This window comes from Edaphobacter acidisoli, assembly GCF_014642855.1.
Taxonomy (GTDB): Bacteria; Acidobacteriota; Terriglobia; order Terriglobales; family Acidobacteriaceae; genus Edaphobacter; species Edaphobacter acidisoli.
The window spans coordinates 242650-260960 of the sequence record NZ_BMJB01000003.1; the positions used below are offsets into that span (position 1 = coordinate 242650).

General features: G+C 60.7%; 16 protein-coding genes. 7 read left to right on the forward strand and 9 right to left on the reverse strand.

Translation table 11 applies throughout. The features are described from left to right. Positions 1 to 39: 39 nt before the first annotated feature. The 6 genes from IEX36_RS15990 to IEX36_RS16015 all read right to left on the reverse strand — a co-directional run bounded on the left by IEX36_RS15990 (position 40) and on the right by IEX36_RS16015 (position 6543). On the reverse strand, positions 40 to 1452 hold the full coding sequence (locus tag IEX36_RS15990; RefSeq protein ID WP_188760573.1) for an SPOR domain-containing protein: 1413 nt from the start codon (positions 1450 to 1452) through the stop codon (positions 40 to 42). A gap of 190 nt (positions 1453 to 1642) precedes the next feature. Next, positions 1643 to 2998, reverse strand: a complete 1356-nt coding sequence (locus IEX36_RS15995; protein ID WP_229669069.1) for a serine hydrolase domain-containing protein — start codon at positions 2996 to 2998, stop codon at positions 1643 to 1645. 285 nt (positions 2999 to 3283) lie between these two features. Next, the gene (locus IEX36_RS16000; RefSeq protein ID WP_188760575.1) at positions 3284 to 4042 is read right to left on the reverse strand and encodes a DUF8737 domain-containing protein; all 759 of its coding nucleotides are present in this window, start codon (positions 4040 to 4042) and stop codon (positions 3284 to 3286) included. A gap of 62 nt (positions 4043 to 4104) precedes the next feature. Next, positions 4105 to 4548, reverse strand: coding sequence for a MarR family winged helix-turn-helix transcriptional regulator (locus IEX36_RS16005; RefSeq protein WP_188760576.1), 444 nt, complete (start codon positions 4546 to 4548; stop codon positions 4105 to 4107). A 46-nt stretch (positions 4549 to 4594) separates the two neighbouring features. Continuing rightward, entirely contained in the window at positions 4595 to 5992 is a 1398-nt protein-coding gene (locus IEX36_RS16010; protein WP_188760577.1) for an MBL fold metallo-hydrolase, read from the reverse strand. A gap of 74 nt (positions 5993 to 6066) precedes the next feature. Beyond that, complete coding sequence (locus IEX36_RS16015) at positions 6067 to 6543, reverse strand: VOC family protein (RefSeq protein WP_188760578.1); 477 nt, start codon at positions 6541 to 6543, stop codon at positions 6067 to 6069. 147 nt (positions 6544 to 6690) lie between these two features. Between IEX36_RS16015 and IEX36_RS16020 the strand changes: the two genes are divergently transcribed. Continuing rightward, on the forward strand, positions 6691 to 7104 hold the full coding sequence (locus tag IEX36_RS16020; protein WP_188760579.1) for a VOC family protein: 414 nt from the start codon (positions 6691 to 6693) through the stop codon (positions 7102 to 7104). Between the two features lie 3 nt (positions 7105 to 7107). Here IEX36_RS16020 and IEX36_RS16025 read toward each other — a convergent pair whose 3' ends face one another. Continuing rightward, entirely contained in the window at positions 7108 to 8349 is a 1242-nt protein-coding gene (locus IEX36_RS16025) for an MFS transporter (protein WP_188760580.1), read from the reverse strand. Between the two features lie 264 nt (positions 8350 to 8613). On the opposite strand from IEX36_RS16025, the gene IEX36_RS16030 reads away from it, so the two are divergent. The 5 genes from IEX36_RS16030 (at position 8614) to IEX36_RS16050 (ending at position 12967) form a co-directional block, all read left to right on the forward strand. Beyond that, entirely contained in the window at positions 8614 to 9687 is a 1074-nt protein-coding gene (locus IEX36_RS16030; RefSeq protein WP_188760581.1) for a type III polyketide synthase, read from the forward strand. A gap of 168 nt (positions 9688 to 9855) precedes the next feature. After that, positions 9856 to 10134 carry an acyl carrier protein gene (locus IEX36_RS16035; protein WP_188760582.1) on the forward strand — a complete coding sequence of 93 codons (279 nt, stop codon included), beginning with the start codon at positions 9856 to 9858 and terminating at the stop codon, positions 10132 to 10134. A gap of 133 nt (positions 10135 to 10267) precedes the next feature. Beyond that, complete coding sequence (locus tag IEX36_RS16040) at positions 10268 to 11518, forward strand: beta-ketoacyl-[acyl-carrier-protein] synthase family protein (protein ID WP_188760583.1); 1251 nt, start codon at positions 10268 to 10270, stop codon at positions 11516 to 11518. Between the two features lie 267 nt (positions 11519 to 11785). Further along, entirely contained in the window at positions 11786 to 12427 is a 642-nt protein-coding gene (locus IEX36_RS16045) for a ferric reductase-like transmembrane domain-containing protein (protein WP_229669070.1), read from the forward strand. 63 nt (positions 12428 to 12490) lie between these two features. Then, positions 12491 to 12967 (forward strand): hypothetical protein, encoded by a 477-nt coding sequence (locus IEX36_RS16050; RefSeq protein WP_188760585.1) that lies wholly within the window; start codon positions 12491 to 12493, stop codon positions 12965 to 12967. 82 nt (positions 12968 to 13049) lie between these two features. On the opposite strand, the gene IEX36_RS16055 is transcribed toward IEX36_RS16050, so the two are convergent. Together IEX36_RS16055 and IEX36_RS16060 are read right to left on the reverse strand one after the other, a co-directional pair. Continuing rightward, positions 13050 to 13613, reverse strand: coding sequence for a magnetosome magnetite crystal formation protein family (locus IEX36_RS16055; protein ID WP_188760586.1), 564 nt, complete (start codon positions 13611 to 13613; stop codon positions 13050 to 13052). 193 nt (positions 13614 to 13806) lie between these two features. Continuing rightward, complete coding sequence (locus IEX36_RS16060; RefSeq protein ID WP_188760587.1) at positions 13807 to 17076, reverse strand: Rne/Rng family ribonuclease; 3270 nt, start codon at positions 17074 to 17076, stop codon at positions 13807 to 13809. 809 nt (positions 17077 to 17885) lie between these two features. On the opposite strand from IEX36_RS16060, the gene IEX36_RS16065 reads away from it, so the two are divergent. After that, on the forward strand, positions 17886 to 18263 hold the full coding sequence (locus tag IEX36_RS16065) for a VOC family protein (RefSeq protein WP_188760588.1): 378 nt from the start codon (positions 17886 to 17888) through the stop codon (positions 18261 to 18263). Positions 18264 to 18311 lie beyond the last annotated feature (48 nt).

An 18311-nucleotide genomic window follows, 5' to 3' on the forward strand; every position in this document is an offset into this window, starting at 1 on the left:
GATAGAGGTTCCATCCCGAACAGAGTGCGGGTCCAGAAGCTATTCCGACGGACCTGCCATATGAAAGTTCTGCGCATAGACATCGCCAGCTACTCGTTCGCTGCGAGCCTTCCGCGCCAACGCATACGCATCCTCTCTGCTCATCGCGCCGCCAATCGACACCAGATAAGGCGCGCGCCCATTCGGCGTAAACACCTCCGGCTTCAACTCCGGATGGCGCGACGCCAGCCGCTCCGCCTTCGTCTTCGCCTGGTCCTCATGGTTATAGGTAAACGCAATCGCCCGCCATTCCACACGATCACCAGCAGCCTGTCCTGCAGTCGAAGCCGCGCTCGAAGCAACTCCATCGACTCCCGTCGCCGCAGAAGGCTTCAGATCAGCCGGCACAGGCGCCGACTGTTGCGTAACAGCCGCATCCACCGCCGCAGGATGCACCACCGCTACACTCTGCTCCGCCGAATGGCCATGGAACATTCCCCACACAAACAGCGCCACCACAACCACGCCCACTCCCACCAGGGCCTTCCACCCCATCCCCGACCGGGATGAAACATCCTCTTCATCCGCCAACAGGGCCGCAGTCCGCGACGACGGCATCGCAGCCACTTCAGGCTCATCTTCAAATTCGATCTCAGGCTTGTTTCTGAACTCACTCTTAGGCTCGCCGCCCAGCTTATTCACAACCGCAGGCGTAGCCGCCGATGCAGCAACCGCGGCCACCGGAGCAGTAGCAGCCGCAGGCACCACCGTGCCGGCAGCAATCTGCGGCGAAGCAGCAGGAGCAAGCGCAGCTGCAATCTCCCTGAGCCCCCAGCTCCCATTCAACCCATTCCGCACAATCCCATCGAACGGAGCCGCCAGAGGCAACTCACTCTTCGCCTCCTCCAGCGTCCTCCGCTGCGTCAGCGACCGCAGCAGCACCGCCGCCAGATCGCGCACGTCTCGCCGCTTGATTGCAACGCCTTCATCACCCTCTGGCGTCTCGCGAATGCAATCGCTCCGCAGCTTGATCTTCTCGCCCACAGCCAGCACGCTGCCCGGATCGATATGCTCATGCACAAAGCCGTTGTCGTGCAGAGCCTTCAAGGCTCCCACCAGACTCTCGGCAACCTCGCGCGTCTCCTCCACCGTCAGCCGACGCACACTGACAATCTCTCCCAGATTCCCGTCCGCAGGCTCCATCACGCCATAAACCAGCGGAGCGCCATCCATCTCCACCTTGCCAAACTTCTTCAGCTTCACCAGGTTCGGGTGGTCCAGCGCCGCCACTTCACGCCACCGCGACACAATCCTGTCGTCGTCAAAGTGCGACTCGATCAGCCGAATCACCGTCGGCTTTCCCGTGCCGTTCGGGGTCGCGAAGAACGCGCTCCGCCCTTCAGGCTGCAACAGTTTGGTTAGAGGGAAAACACCATCAATCGTGCGTCCTTCGTATTCACTCCAAAGTTCCATATTGGTTTCCAGTCCTGGTCATGGATTCCAAGGAGAAGGCCGGCAAGGGCAAAACGAGCAGCGCTCCAAACTTTCGAGGAAGCACAAAGTCGAACGCAGCTACAAAGCCACGCCCCATTATCCTTCATCGTGCCACTCACCTCAACGCCACAAAATCCACATGTACATAATCGAGTTCCACCCAACCCGATCAGTTCCCCGGAGGAATCACCAGATACTGCTCCAGCTTCCCATCCGGCTCCTCATACACCGTCACGCGCAACTGCTTCTTGCCAAAATCCACGCGAAACACCCGAAACGTCATCCCGCCACGCTTCTCCTCAGAAGTCTGGGTAAAGCTCACAGGCGTGCCCAGCGGCTTCAAACTCGACTCATAATCATCGAGTGCCTCCTGCGTAAAGTACGCATTGCAAAGCTCCGTCAACTGCGACCGGTCAACCTTTCCCTGCTGCAATCCAGTAAAGATAGCCAGCGCCCGCGCCTCCGCAGTCTTGTCAGAATCTCCCTCACTCGCGCCGCCAAGTACCAGCGGAGCAATCCTCCGCTCCAACGCGCTCGCCGCGTTCGAAGCATCCTCGTTGGTCAGCACGGTAACCGAAACCTTGTCATCCACATACACCGTATTCTGCGCCACAAACCCCGACACCTCGCCCGAGTGCGCCACAAACCTGTGCCCATCGCGCTCACCCACATCCAGGCCCAGCCCGTACCCGCTGCCTTTGCCATCCTTCAGCTTCACCTCCTGAAACATCTCGTCATACGAAGCCTTCGAGAGCAGCGTCCGGTTCATCAAACTGATATCCCACTTCGCAAGATCACGCGCCGTCATCGCCAACTCGCCCGCCGCGAACATCCAACCCACGCCCTCCTGCGGAGCAGGCCGCAGCGGCCCCAGCGCGTGCCTGTAATATCCCGTCGGATCTGTCTCCGGCAGCCGGCTCGCATCCGAGTTCAACACGCTCGTCATCCCCAGCGGCCCAAAGATGCGCTCACGCAACTGCTCCATCAGCGGCTTGCCGCCGACGATCTCCGCAATCCGTCCCGCAATCACATAATTCGTATTCGAATACTGCCACTCGGTTCCCGGATCGAAATCCAGCGGCTTCTTCCCCCACACATCCAGAATGTGTTCCGCCGTCGTATTCGCCATCATCGTCGTCATCACGTAGTCCTCGGGCCAGAAATCCTGATACCCGGACGTCATCGACAGCACCTCGCGGATCGTCACCTCGTTCGCCCGCGTCAACCCCGGCAGATACTTCCCCACCGGATCATCAATCGACAGCTTCCCGTCCTGCTGAAGCATGAGCAGCAGCGCCGCCGTGAACTCTTTGCTGATCGACCCGATCGAATACTGCATCTCCGGCGTCGCCGCCATCTCCGGCGAAAGCCGCGCCTCGCCATACGCCTTCACGTAAGCGACCTTCCCGCCACTCACCACCGCGACCGAAGCGCTCGGCACTCCAGTCGCAGCCAGCACTTCAGAAGCCGCCGCATCCATCGCACTCTCTGTCGTTGCAGGCAACTGCGCCGCGGCAGTCAACACAAACGCAAAGCATCCCAAAGCAACCGCACATGAAAAACCAGCAATTTTCATGCCCGCAAGACTACCAGCATCGATGCTGTCTCGCCAGAGAGTGCTACGGCAGATCGCAGTTGCAGTTGTCGTTGCCCTTGCAGTTGCAGTTGTCGTTGCAGTTGCTGTTGCAGTTGTTGTTGCAGTTGTTGTTGCCCCTGAGATAGGCCCGGACTTCAGTCCGGGCAACACCAGCCACAAAAAAACCAGGGGCTTCAGCCCCTGGGATATAGCCTTGCCAATGCCATCTCCGAGTCAGCCCACAGGCAACGTCACAGCAGCCGCACCGCGCTGCACCTCCGCAGCCCGCCGCAGCTTCCACAGCGAAGCAAAGTGCAGCAGCACCGAAAGCGGCACCAGAAACACCGGAATCATCACCAGCGGGAACGCACTGATCAACTCATTCGGCTTGTCCAGCGCAAGCAACTGAAAGCGTGAAGGCGAAGTCAGAAACCCGGTCGTCACCGCAACCACGAGGTCCAGCAGCCCTAAAAGATTCCAGACCCGCAGCCGTCCAGCCTTCTCACGTGGACTTCGCATATAAGCCAAACCAACCGCAGGCGCCGCCAGGCCAACTGCCATATCACCCAGACCCGCTGGCAGCGCGAACACACCCGGCAACTGGCCAATCGCATACAACACCAGAAAGATCACGCCCAGGACTCTATAGAACTGCACCCCCACAATCCATTGCTGCGAGACCGCATCCACCACCCTTCGCAGAAAAGGCCACGACCAGAACAGCACCAGCACCGCCGCCGCAGGACCAAGCAGCCCAAACTGAATCGTAGGCAATTGGCCGGTGTGATAAAACCCAGCCCGAGACGGCACCAGCGCCACAACAAACCAGGCAGTCAGCAGCGCAGCAACAGCCCACACCGCCTTCCTTCGCTCTCCATCCGCCCATCCCGCACGCTTCAGTTCGCGGTGCACCGCAAACGCAATCACCGCAATCACCGCCACACTTCCGACCACACTCTCCGACATCAGAAAACCTGAAACCAAGCCGCTCATAACCGTCCTCCGTTTCACTTTCAGCTCAATAGATGTAGATACATCTATTCGGACACAAAAAATTAAGCCTGTCCCGCGGTCTCAGCCACGCTCGTCAACAGCTTCCCCATCAGCTCCCAATCCCTGTCCCCCAACCCCTCACTCAACTTCCTCTGCGCACGCTCCCAATGTGGTCTGGCCTGTTCCAGCTTCCGCCGCCCGGACGAGCTCAATGCCAGCCGCTTCTCCCGCCGATCCTCACCCTCCTCCACACTTACCCACCCGCGCTCCACCAGAGAGACCAGCGTGCGCGTCAGCGTCGTACTGTCCATCGCCAGCAGCTTCCCAAGCCCTTTCTGCGTAATCTCCCCCGCCAACCCCAGCGACATCAGCAGCGTGTACTGGCTCAGCTCCAGCCCGGAAGGGCGAAGCTCCCGGTTATACATCCGCGTCACCGCGCGCGCCGCACGCCGAAGCTGCGCACAACCGCAAGGCAAAACCGGAAGCTGTGTAGGCTTTCGTCTCATCAATCCATGTATATACACATTTCTAGCGGGCCGCAACAAACCAGCTTTACCCGGCAACCACCGGCAGCTTCGCCGCCTCCCACGCTGCAATCCCACCCGCCAGCTCCACCACATCCGTAATCCCATGCTGATTCAGCACACCCGCCGCAATCGAAGACCTGTACCCTCCGGCGCAGTGCACCGCAATCCTCCGCCCACGCGGCAGCTCACCCACCCGCGCCGCGAGCTGCGACAGCGGCAGATTCACACTCCCCGCCAGATGCTTCGCGCCCCACTCCTTTGCGCTCCGCACATCCACCACCAGCGGAGGCTCCTTCGAAGCCAGCTCCTCCGCCAACACCGGCGCGCCCACCCGCTCCGTCTGCCAAACCAGATCCGGCCGCCCCGCCAGCGCGACCATGCCGTCCTTCAGATACCCCTTCACCTCATCGAACCCAATCCGCCCCAGACGCATCGCCGCCTCCTGCTCGCGCCCCGGCTCCGCCACAATCACAATCGGCTTCGCAGGATCCAACACTGTCCCCGCCCACGTCGCATACTGTCCACCCAGCCCAATATTGATGCTGCCCGCAAGATGCCCCTTCGCATACTCCGAAGCGTCGCGCACATCCAGCACCTGCACGCCCGCATTGCTCATCGCAAGCACATCCTCCAACTCCACCGGCCGCAGCCCATGCTCCAGCGCCTTGTCCAGCGTCTCCCGCTCGCGCGTATTCAGAATCGCATCGTAGGTAAAGTAAGCAGGCGCATCCGGCTGGTCCGCCGACACCAGCCTCACAAACTCCTCCTTCGTCATCGGCCGCAGCGCATAGTTGAACTTCCGCTGCTCACCCATCGTCGACACCGTGTCCGACGAAATATTCTTCCCGCACAACGACCCCGCCCCATGCGCCGGATACACCAGCGTCTCGTCCGGCAGCGTCATCAGCTTCCCGTGCAACGACTCATACAGATGGCCGCCCAGCTCCTCCGCCGTCCACCCCAGCGAAGCCCGCAGATCAGGCCGCCCCACATCACCAATAAACAACGTGTCCCCAGTCAACACCGCATAGGGTTTGTCATTATCCTTCGTCAGATCGAACACCAGAATCGAGATCGACTCAATCGTATGCCCAGGCGTCTCCAGCACCTGCAAACGCACGCCGCCAAACTCCAGCGCATCGTCATCCTTCATCGCGACAAACCTGTACTCAGCCTTAGCCTGCGCGCCCAACCGAATCTCCGCCCCACACCGATCACGCAGCTCCAGATGCCCCGCCAGAAAATCCGCATGAAAGTGCGTCAGAAAAACATAGCGAATCTTCGCGCCAACACGCTCCGCATCATCCAGATACTGCTGAACGTCCCGCTGCGGATCGACCACCACCGCAGTTCCGCTGGCCTCGTCTGCAATCAGATACGAAGCATGCGCAAGACAACCAAGGTAGTACTGCTTCAGAAACATGCCGCGAAGTATAAAGCAGAACCATTACCACTGGCTTTCAAGCAAGCCCGCGTCTCGCTTCTGAGGCGTGAGTTCTACGAAGCCGCCGCACGCTCCAGCTCCGCAATATCAATCTTCCTCATCCCCATCATGGCCTTCATCGCTTTCGGATTCTTCACCAGCTCCGGTAGCTTCGCCGGCACAATCTGCCACGAAAGCCCAAACCTGTCCTTCAGCCATCCACACTGGCTCTCTTTGCCACCATTAGCAGTCAGCTTCGCCCAGTACTCATCCACTTCCTGCTGCGAATCGCACCGCACCACAAACGACACCGACTCATTGAACTTGAACATCGGCCCACCATTCAAAGCAGTAAACCGCTGCCCATCCAGATCGAACGCAATCGTCAGAGGCGTTCCCTTCTTTCCAGAAGGATCATCCGCCGCCCTCGTCAACTTATCCAGGCGACGCGAGTTTTTAAACACCGTCAGATAAAACTCCACTGCCTCTTCCGCATTGTTATCGAACCACAGAAACGGCGATATCCGGGGGAAACCTTCGAAACCACTCATACGTTCCTCCACCATGTTTTGTAACGAGCAGGCAGCAGGAAAGCTGCGACGAGTTATCTCAACACACGATACTTGCAAAAAGCAAGTATTTTACTGCATCGTCCCCAGCTCAAGGTGTGTCCAATCAGATAACGAGGACCAGCACCGATGACACTTCACACCTGTCTCAACTACGGCGGAAACTGCCGCCAGGCCTTTGAGTTCTACCAGCAGCACCTCGGCGGAAAAATCACCATCATGATGTCGCACGCCGATTCGCCCGCGCTCAACCAGCTTCCTCCCGAGCAGCAGCACTTCATCGTCCACGCCCGCATGACCCTCGGCGGCACTGAGTTGCTCGCCAACGACGTTCCACCCGAGCGCTTCCAGCCCATGCGCAGTGCCTACCTCTCGCTCACGGTCGACAGCATCGCCGAAGCCGAGCGCATCTACGCGCTGCTCTCCGATGGAGGCCAGATCTTCATGCCACTCGCCGAAAACTTCTTCGCCCATCGCTTCGCCATGCTGCGCGACAGCTTCGGCACCTCATGGATGCTCATCCATCCGCGCGCCCAGGCTTAGCCATCACGCCGTAAGCGAACCAGAAGTCTCTTCCGCTTCTACCGTACTCTGTTCCAGCGCATGGCGGCGAATGCCACGCAACTGCCCTCGCAGTAGCACCAACAGCAACACGCCCGAAATCATGCTCGCCAGTCCATCCGTCATCAACAGCCCGCGCACGCCAAAGTGCTTGTACCCCTGCCCATCGGCCCAGGTCATATACACAATCGCGCCATTCGTCGCCGCGGCAAACAATCCAAGCTGCGTGCTCGCCACCGGGCTCTTCTGTCCGACCAGCTGGTATCCCAGCGAGTTAAACGCGGCATACACCACGCCTGCAATTCCGTTGTAGACGAGCACCCCCACAACAAACGCGGCAGTATCGTGCGGCGTAAACGCCATCGCCAGCGCACACACACTCGCGCTGATTCCCGACAGCAGATACATATGCCCACGCGAAAGCTTATTCGCCGCATACCCACCCGCCAGCGCTCCCAGCGAAGTCGCAATCGCACAACCGGCTCCTGTAATCCAGATCACCGTATGCTCGGCGGTATGGAAGTCCTTGCCCATGCCCGAAAACAGATTGATGGCCGCCACTGCGCTCGCCGGCGCAAGGAACAGCGCAAATCCCGTCAGGCATTCCTTCGCCTTCGACGCCTTCCACGTCGCCTTCATCGCATCCGTAAATATCTGTTTGAAGCCAAACGACGACCGCTCCGGATCAGGGAACGCCACCGTCGGCAGTGTCCCCAGGATGATGAACACAGCCAGTCCCGCTCCAATCAGGCCCGCGCTCACATGGCTCGACAGCGACATCACCGCCAGCGAACCCAGCGCGCCGCCGCCCAGGTTCGCGACATTCGTCCATCCGCTTACCGAGCCGCGCAGATGGTCCGGCGTGAATCCAGCCGTCCAGCCGCTCACCGCGCCTGAAAACAGCACCAGCGACAACTCCGCAACCGTCAGCAACGCCGTAGCCTGGCCAAGATGGGCAGGCGTCAACAGCATCAGCGCACCCGCCACGCACACCGCGCCCACCGTTGCCGTCAACCAGCAATACGCCCTGCGTGTCAGCCCCGTATCCATCACCGGCTGCAGCAGAAATCCCCAGAACGTCGGGGACATCACCACCGCGCTCACGCTGGCCACCTTGTACAGCGGAATCCCCAGGTTCGTCAGCAAAAACGGCAACGCCGTAATGGTGAACCCCACCACCAGTCCAAACGGAAAGACCGCCAGTCCAACAATCCACGCCGGCGGCATCCGCCGCGCTTCGCCTTGCAATTCAGTCTGTGCCAGAAAAACTCCCTCAAGCTGCTGCTACGACGGCACTATACCAGCCAGCACAAACCTTCGTCGCGCCTCCAACTCATCTGCGTCTGTTGGCAAGAGTTGTCACTCTTGCGTATACGCTCCGTCAAAATTCAGTTATGCTTTGTCCACCGGACTCCATTCCGCGAAACGCAGTCGGCCCACACCGACCGCATCACGCAGTTCAACGTTATCTGGCAAAGGGTTTCCATTCGAATGCGTATTGCTTCTGTCGGCACGGCCTATCCCCCCAACCGCTATCCCCAGGCAATCATTACTGAAGCGCTCCGTACCCGCTGGCAGGACCGCCTGCCCGAGCCGCGTCTGATTAATCGCCTCCACGCCAACTGTGGCGTCGAATACCGTTACACCGTCTTCCCGCTCCAGACCTACGCCGACCTCTCCGGCTTCGGCCCCACCAACGACGCCTGGATCACCGCCGCGCTCGATCTCGGCCAGAAATCCATCACCTCCGCGCTCGACCGCGTGGGCCTCACCCCCGCAGACATCTCCGCCATCTTCTTCGCATCCGTCACCGGCATCTCCAGCCCCACCATCGACGCGCGTCTCATCAACCGGATGCCCTTCCCGGTCAATATCAAGCGAACGCCCATCTTCGGTCTCGGCTGCGTCGCTGGCGCGGCAGGCATCTCGCGTGCTGCAGACTACGTCCGCGCCTTTCCGAAGCAATACGCGCTGCTGCTCTCAGTCGAGCTCTGCTCACTCACCTGGCAGGACAACGACCAGTCCATCGCCAACCTCGTCTCCTGCGGCCTCTTCGGCGACGGCTCCGCCGCCGTCGTCATCGCCGGCGCTGAAACTCCGCTCGTCCAAAGCCCCAACGGCCACAAACCCGGCCCGCGCATCCTCGACACCCGCTCGACCTTCTATCACAACACTGAGCACATCATGGGCTGGGACATCGGCAACCTCGGCTTCAAGATCGTCCTCTCGCCCGACGTCCCCAAAGTCGTGCACGAGCATCTCAAAGGCAACGTTGACAGCTTCCTGGCCGACAATGGCCTCCGTGCCGAAGACATCTCCAGCTACATCTTCCACTCCGGCGGCCCTAAGGTCCTCGAAGCCATGGAGACCACGCTCAACTTGCCACCCGACGCGCTCGCCCCATCATGGAAGAGCCTCCGCGAAGTCGGCAACCTCTCCGCGGCATCCGTGCTCGCCGTGCTTGAAGACGTGCTCAGCAACTCTCCCGGCAAGCCCGGCAGCTACAGCATCCTCGCCGCCATGGGACCTGCCTTCTGCTCGGAACTCGTTTTGCTTCAGTGGTAAGGCGCATCCGAACCCAACACGGCTCTTTACACGAAGCATCTCTCGCTGTAAGTTTGGCTTGATCGTTCTTGCAGAGATCAAGTTCGAGCGGTCGCGAAAAGAAGCAGAGGCACGAGCGAGCTGAAAGTCCGCTCCCGAGCTGCCTCAGGACAAGGAAGTTGAACTGCCATGGACGACATTGCCAGCCGCTGTATCGAGATCATCGCCAAGTCGAAGAGCATTCCGCCTGACTCCATCAAGCTCACCAGCACCTTCGAAGAGCTCAATATCGATTCACTCGACAAAATCAACATCTCCTTCGAAGTCGAGGAAGCCTTCAGCATTGAGATCCCCGACGACGCCCTCGGCAGCCTCAGGACTGTCGGCGACGTAGTCGAAGGCGTCAAGATGCTCCAGCAGAAGAAGGCCGCCACGGCCACCGGCAGTCCCGCCAGCGCCACTTCCTGACCGTGACGCTCCTCCTTCGCATCTCCATTGCGTAGCCCCTCCGCATCTCACACGTGCCCAATCGACTTTTTCGTCACCCTCTTCAGCTCCTGAGGTACGCTAGTCAAAGCCACAGGATTGGAAAGGTTGTGAAGTGAATCGAGTCGTTGTTACAGGTCTTGGCTGCGTCACCCCCATCGGAAGCACCATCGAAGACTTCACCCTCTCGCTCTTCTCCGGAACAACCGGCATCGTGCCCATCGGCCACGTCGAAGGCGCACCCGAAGGCAACCCCGGCGTCCGCTTCACCCAGATGGCGCAGGTCAAAGACTTCGACCCGCTCCAGTACATGTCCACCGGCACCGCCACGGCCACTGAACGCGCCGCGCAGCTCGGCATCGTCGCCGCACGCAAAGCCGCCGAGCACGCAAAGCTCCTCGAACCCAACTCCCCCGCCAGCTTAAGCTCCCACCTGAGCGAAGACACCGCCATCATCCTCGGCTGCTCCTGCGCCGGCCGCTCCGCCGAAGAGCCCCAGCTTGCCGGCCTCTACCTGCGCAACATCCGCGCGCATCCGCTCACCGTCGTCCGCACCATGGCCAACTCCGGCGCGGCGCAGGTCTCCATCGACCTCGGCATCACCGGCCCTGTCCTGACCATCTCCACCGCCTGCGCCTCCGGCACCCACGCCATCGGCCAGGCCTTCCACATGGTGCGCAGTGGCCTCGTCACCGCAGCCATCGCCGGCGGCCACGACGCTCCACTCACCTTCGGGTTCCTCCGCGCCTGGGACTCCATGCGCGTCGTCTCGCCCATTCGCTGCCGTCCATTCTCCGCCGACCGCGACGGCATGACCCTCGGCGAAGGCGCGGCCATGTTCACGCTCGAAACCCTCGAAAGCGCCCAGGCCCGCAACGCCACCATCTACGCCGAGATCGTCGGCTTCGGCATGTCCGCCGACGCCCATCACATCACCCAGCCATCCTCCGACGGAGCCGCCAAAGCCATCCGCATGGCGCTCAAAGACGCGCGCATCCAGCCATCCGAAGTCGGCTACATCAACGCCCACGGCACCGGCACCCAGGCCAACGACGCCACCGAAGCCGAAGCCATCCACAAAGCCCTCGGCGCAGACATCGCCCCCACCGTGCCCGTCAGCTCCACCAAGTCCCTGCACGGCCACTCCATCGGAGCCACCGGAGCCATCGAAGCCCTCGCCACCGTCCTCGCGCTCCACGACGGCAAGGCCCCCTTCACCTTCGGCACCACCGAGGTCGATCCCACACTCCACCTCGACGTCATCACCGAAACCCCGCGCCCACTCGACCCCGCACGTCCCGTAGCGCTCTCCAACTCCCTGGCCTTCGGCGGCCTCAACGCCGTGCTCGCCATCCGCCGCTTCTAGGGAAGAACTCACAATCTGCAAGACCCTCCCCGTCGTCATCCTGAGCGAAGATTGCCATCGTGAGGAAAGAGCCGTCATCCTGAGCGAAGCGACCGTAGGGAGCGTAGCCGAAGGACCCCGTGACCGCTTTGGTTGCCCATATCCTTGAACCCTTTCGGCCACGTCGTGTCCACCGCAAACGCGCAACGACTGCCGGGTGCCCCATTCGAGCGAAGCTCGAACCCGCTGTCGCCTCTCTTCTCCAGCTTTCCGTCTAAACTGGCACCGATGACCTACTGGGCCCGCAGAATCCGCCGTCACGCCGCACTCATCCTCACCGCAGCCATCATCGTATGGATAGGCTTCTCCGCAGCCCCGCCACCCGACTTCCGCCATCGCCTCAGCCTCTCCACCGCCTACGCAGCACTCATCTTTCTAGCCGTCACGCTCGCGCTCGGCCCCTGGAAGCTCCTCACCCGCAAGCCCAACCCCATCAGCTTCGACCTCCGCCGCGACCTCGGCATCTGGGCCGGCATCCTCGCCCTCATCCACACCGGCGTCGGCCTCACCGTCCATCTCCGCGGACGCATGTGGATGTACTTCTTCCGCCGCCTCCATCCACTCGCCATCCAGAACACCAAATTCGGCGCAGCCAACTACATCGGCCTCGCCTCCGCGCTGATCTTCGTCCTGCTGCTCGTCATCTCCAACGACCTCTCCCTGCGCTCCCTCGGCAGTCGCCGCTGGAAGTCACTCCAGCGCTGGACCTACATCGCCGCCATCCTCGCCGTCGCGCACGGCGTCCTGTTCCAGCTCGTCGAAAAGCGCCATCTCCCCTGGATCATCGTCTTTGCGGCCATCATCCTCATTGCGACGGCAATCCAGATCACAGCCATCCTCTATCGCCGCACAAAGCAAAGCGGCGTTTGATAACCCGAACATCACCTCTGCTGCTTACTTGCCCATCAACAACAGTTATCGCTACGCTTAACCATGAACCTGAGAAGCTCGTTTTTCCTCCCCCTCGTTCTTGCACTCACCTGCGCAACCCTGCAGGCACAAGCCAGGCTCGCCATCTACGGCACCGTCGGCGGCGAGTCCGTCGCCCACCAGTCCTGGACGACCGCCGGAACCCTCGGCGCCTACGTCGGCGTCAGCGGAGCCGGCCCCATTTCCCTCGCCATCGACGGCCGCGCCGACCTCTCCAGCAACATCAAGAGCGGACTCTTCGGCCCGCGCCTCGCCATTCACCCTCCAGTCTTTCCCATCAAGCCCTACATCGAGCTGCTCATCGGCGGCTCCGGCGTCAAAAACGGCTCCACGTCCTTCGCCGCACGCTACGTCCTCGGGGCCGACACCACCATCCTCCCGCGCGTCGACTGGCGCATCCTCGACTTCTCCGACGGCCTCAACGACATCGCAGGCAGCCACCCCAAGACCCTATCCACAGGCCTCGTCCTCCGCTTCTAAAAGCCACGCCAGATCATCAAAAAAAGAGGCCCTTCGCAGAAAACGAAGGGCCTTAAATTTGCCACACATTCAAGCACTCGCTCTAAATTCCCTGCCCCCTGGCCATCCTCTGTGCAATGTCTCCAATCACCGGCAGCTTGAACCACTCGCCTCTGCTCGCTCGAATAATCGCCACCAGCCACGCGACGAAGAACCCAATCGACACCACCAGATCAACCAGCACAAACAAGATGCCGATCAGCGGAATGAAGTGCAGAACCACATGCAGAATCGTAATCGCAATCCACACCACGAACCACGCAACCGCCAGCGCAATCGACTGAAACGAGTGGAACCGCACCAGCGGCATTCTGTTGTACGGAGCAATCACCAGAAAGATAATCGCTGGAATGATCGTGATATACGAGATCGCTGCTGCAGCGGTCTCCGAAAGCCCACCTGAGCCAGCCATAGGCATAGCTCCAGGCGGCGGAGGCGCATAGCCAGCCGACGACGCAGCAGGCGGCGGATACACCGGCGCTCCCGGCGATACCGGCTGATATGAAGTCTGTTGTTGAGCGGCAGGGTCGCCCGTCAGGGCAGCACCGCAATTCGTGCAAAAAGTACTCTGGGGCCCCACTTCGGCATGGCATACAGGACACTGCATGGTAAGCCTCCTCGTGCGACACGTTTACCACCGGCAAGACAACGCTCGCCGAGAGCGTTACTCAGCATACCCCAGAAATGCGGCGTTTACCCGGATTTTTCGCACATCTCCGCACGTCGCAAATCGATGCACTCAGGCAAAAAGAGGCCCTCCAAAAAGGAGGGCCTCGTCGCACTTCGCAATCCGCGAAAGTTTAGTGAATATCGAACTGCTCCGGATGCAGGCTCGGGTCGGACTTAACCAAAATCGTCTTCCCGACCATGTCCTCCATCTCCTGCAGCCACTTCGTCCCCGGAGCCTTCAACTGCTTCACCACCTCCGGATTCACGCGCAGCATCACATCGCCGCGGTCCAGATGCTTTTGCATCTTCCGCATCTCCACGTAGATGTCATTGCACACCGTCACCGGCGACTTCGTCATGCCCGTGCCCTGACATACCCCGCACGACGTCGACAGCGTCCGCTCCAGCGACTGCTTCACACGCTTACGCGTAATTGCCACCAGCCCGAAGTCATTAAACTGAAGCACCTTCGACGGCGCACGGTCTTTCTTCAGCTCATCCTCCAGCGCAGCCATCACGCGATTGCGGTTCTTGCGCTCATCCATATCGATGAAGTCGATGATGATGATGCCGCCCAAATCGCGCAGCCGAATCTGCCGCACGATCTCCGGAATCGCATCCAGGTTCGTCTTGACGATCGTGTCCTCAAGCCGCGCCGTCTTGCCCACATACTTGCCCGTGTTGATGTCGATGGCCACCAGCGCCTCCGTCTGGTTGATCACAATCGACCCGCCCGACTTCAGCCACACCTTCGACCGCAGCGCCTTATTAATCTCCTCCGAGATGCCGAACTGCTCAAACAGCGGCGTCTCCTTCGTATACAGCTTCACCCGCCGAATCAGCGAAGGCTGGAACCGCTGCAGGAACCGCAGAATCCGCTCGTAATCACTCTCCGAATCAACCCAGATAGCCGAGAAGTTGTCCGTCACCTGGTCCCGCAGAATCCTCTCAACCAGATTCAAATCGTGATAGATCAGCGCCGGCGACTTCGAGCCCTCACTCCTCTGCTTGATATCAGCCCAAAGGTTCAGCAGGAAGCGCAGGTCATTGCGAAGCTCCTCTTCGCTCGCGCCCTCCGCCGCCGTGCGAACAATAAATCCGCCCGCAGCATCGCCCTTCTCGCTCAGCAGAATCTCCTTCAACCGCCTCCGCTCACCATCCGAATCAATCTTGCGCGAAACACCCGTATGGTTCACCGTCGGCATAAACACCAGGAACCGCCCCGGCAGCGCGATGTGCGAAGTAATCCGCGCGCCCTTCTTGGCAATCGGTTCCTTGGCAATCTGAACCAGCACCTCCTGCCCCGGCTTCAGCAGTTCGCTGATCGCGGGCAGATCGGTCGCCTGCATCGAGGGACGTCCCCCCCTGTGCTCGCGATGGTGATCGCGGCGACCACGGTCGCCCCTGTCGCCCGAGTGGCGCGAGCGATCATGCCGTCCCCTGCGCCCTTCGCGGCGTCCACTGCGACGCTCCACCTCACGCGAACGCGGCGAAGACTCCTCAGCAGGCTCTTCCTCCGAGCCATCAGCCTGAGCCTCGCCGTCAAACTCATCTTCGAGCCCGTCATCTTCGGTCTCGCCTGCCTCAAGCTCCTCTTCATCCACCGAGCCCGCAAAGACAGGATCGTGCTCCGCATCCGCCTCTTCGAGATCGTCTTCTTCCTCACCCGCACTCGTGCGCGTAATCTCGTCAATCGACATCTCGCGCAGCATCGTGCCCAGGTCCGCCGCACCCTCCAGCGTCTCCTCCTCGTCGAGATCGTCCATCTCTTCAATCGACGAAGCATGCAGCGTCGTAGCAAAATCCTCCTCGCCCGCCCCATCTTCCTCTACGTGTCCCTGCTGAACAAACTCCGCAATCGGCTCGTGCTCCTCATGCTGCAGGATCGCCGTCTCATGCTGTATCGGCTCAGCCGCCGCCGTCGTCTCTTCCGCAACCAACGCAGCCACCGGAGGCTCCGTCTCCATCTCGCCCGAAGCATGAATCGCCGTCAGCTCATGCGCCGGAGCAGCCTCTTCCGTCACCGCAGGTGCGGCGTCAACAACAGGCGCAGCATCCGTCTGCCAATCAAACTTCTCAAATTCCGTTTCCGTGGCACGCGTCTGGGCCACAGGCTCCGCAGCAGCAACCACTTCGTGCTGCTCAACAACCTCTTCTACCGGCGCGCTCTGGCGAAACTCACTCGGCGCAACCGGATCGACACGGTACGAAGCCGAAGCCTCAACCGGCTCATACTCAACCTCAGGCAAAGCCTCAGGAACAGGCTGGGCAACCTGCGCAACCTGCGGCTCCCTCCGGCGATGCCGCGAAAGCGTCTCACCCGGCAGCACCGCGCCGCCATCCCATCCCTCTGGAATCGCGAACGATGGGGCCGAGGGAATAATGACATTCGCACTCACCGGCTTCGCAGCAGCAGACGCCTCAGTCGCAGCAGCAGGCCCATCTCCCGGCTTGCGGTACTTCGAGAGCGACTCGCCCGGCAACAGAATCGGCTCTGTCGGAGCCTCGCTCGCCGTCTCATCCGCAGCATTATCTAAGCCATAATGCGAAGCCCGCGGAGCAAACCCACGCGGAGCACGCACCTCTCGTCCATCGCGGCCCCTATCGCGATCACGATCACGGCCACGTCCGCCACGATCCCTGCGGCCGCCACGGTCACGCCGTCCACCTCGATCATCACGACGCTCTTCGCGACCAGTGTTCTCCTCAGCAACCGCACCAGCTTCCTCTACCGGACTCCCCGCCGCTTCAAGATCGAAGCTGTCCTCATGTACTTCATCGTGGGCCTCATGCTCCTCGTGAACATCATGCGCGTCGCCCTCCTCATGCTGCTCGGCGTCTGCTCCCGCCTGCTGCTCGGAGCCTCCACGCGGCGCATTTCCACGTCCACGGCGACGTCCACGACGCCCACGCCACCGGCGCCCGCTATCGGCGCCCGGAGCGCCTTCGCCTGCAGCCTCAATCTCTTCAGCTTCTCCCGCACCATCAGCCGCCTCAGCGTGAACAGTCTCGGTCTCCTCCTGCTGCTCACCAGCCTCATCCGACTGGCGATCACGACCCCGGCCTCCGCGATCGCGGCGGCCTCGCTCACGACGGCCCGAATCTCCCTCGCCATCGCGGCGCGACGAGCCGCGCGACGAGCCGTTCGTATCAAACTCGGCCGAATCCCCGGCCTCTTCCATAAAGTCAGTGATGTAAAGAAACGCGTCGCGCTCCAGGCCAATATCCACGAAGCTCGACTGCATGCCAGGCAGTACCCGGGTCACGCGACCGTTATAAATCGACCCGGCCAGCGTGTACTCATTCTCGCGTTCGTAGTAAACCTCCGCGAGGTTATCGTCCTCCACGATCGCCAGACGGGTCTCGTGGGGTGTGCTTGAAATGTAAATCTCTTTCGACATGTGTGCTCTGCTCTTTCTGCCCGGCCCATTCAGGGCGCGAGCGGCAGGCGAGCACGAGAGCAAATCGGGATCTACACCTTTATGCGGTGCAGTTCACCATAGAGCGGACAGGGTGTGGGGACAGAATTGCAGCGTGGACAATACCCGGAGCGAGATGTTGTGACAACTCTTGTGCCATAAGCGCACCACGCGTACCTGACAACGATGCGGGCATGGCTGAACTGCTGAAACCGGGAACACACGGTGCAGACTTCTGATACTGCGGGCATGCGGATTTGGTGACCAGAACAACCTCAAGATCAATCACTTGAGGCGGGGCCGTTTGCCATCCGGATGCAATCATTTCCCTCTTGAACCTGTCCGGCCAACGGATTGATAGGTCTCTCGTCTCGGCCAGCCTTTACTTGTGTTCAAAATCTTTTCTGCTCTGCTCGCCGGCGGCTTTGCACGCGGGGGAGCAGGACCAAGCGTTGACAGGCATCTACAGCCATGTCAATCACTATTAACAGTATCGCACTAAAGCCCGGCACGGGCTAGTGACCCCGCGATTTCCCCTGCTCCACACTCACAATCTTTCCGAATCCCTCACCACCCCGAAGCATCTCAACACCTGCCAGAAAAGGTCATGCCGGTTCGGTAAGCCCGGCTGGCTGCGATTCTCCGCAGCTTCTGTCTCACCCGCATACGGGCCGAGACCCATGGCGATAGCGGCAGTGCGTGTGCACTGTCAGTTTGTCGCTGGGTCTTGAGAGATGAATTTCAGCAAGCTTGCCCATGCGACGGCCTCACAACCATAGGAGATCGCATCGATGACCACCCTCAACCACCTCAACCTCGCCACATCCAATGTCCCCGAACTCACCCGCTTCTTCCAGACAGGCTTTGGCTTCAACCTGATGGCCCAGCGCGGCAACGGCAACTTCAACCTGCTGGCCGGCGAAGACGGCTTCATCCTCGCTCTGCTCAACGACAAATCCGTCACACCCCAGACCTATCCCTCCACCTTCCACGTCGGCTTTCTCGTCGTCTCAACCGACAAAGTCCGTGAACATCACCGCCTGATCACCGAAGCCGGCTTCGACGCACCCGCGCCTGGCCCACTCCAGCAAGGCGGACGCAACGCCTACGGCTTCTACTGCCACGCTCCCGGCGGCGTCATGGTCGAAGTCAGCGCTCAGGCAGACTGAAGCTGAATCAAGAGCCATTAAAAGAGCCGCGCATCCAGTGAGTTAACA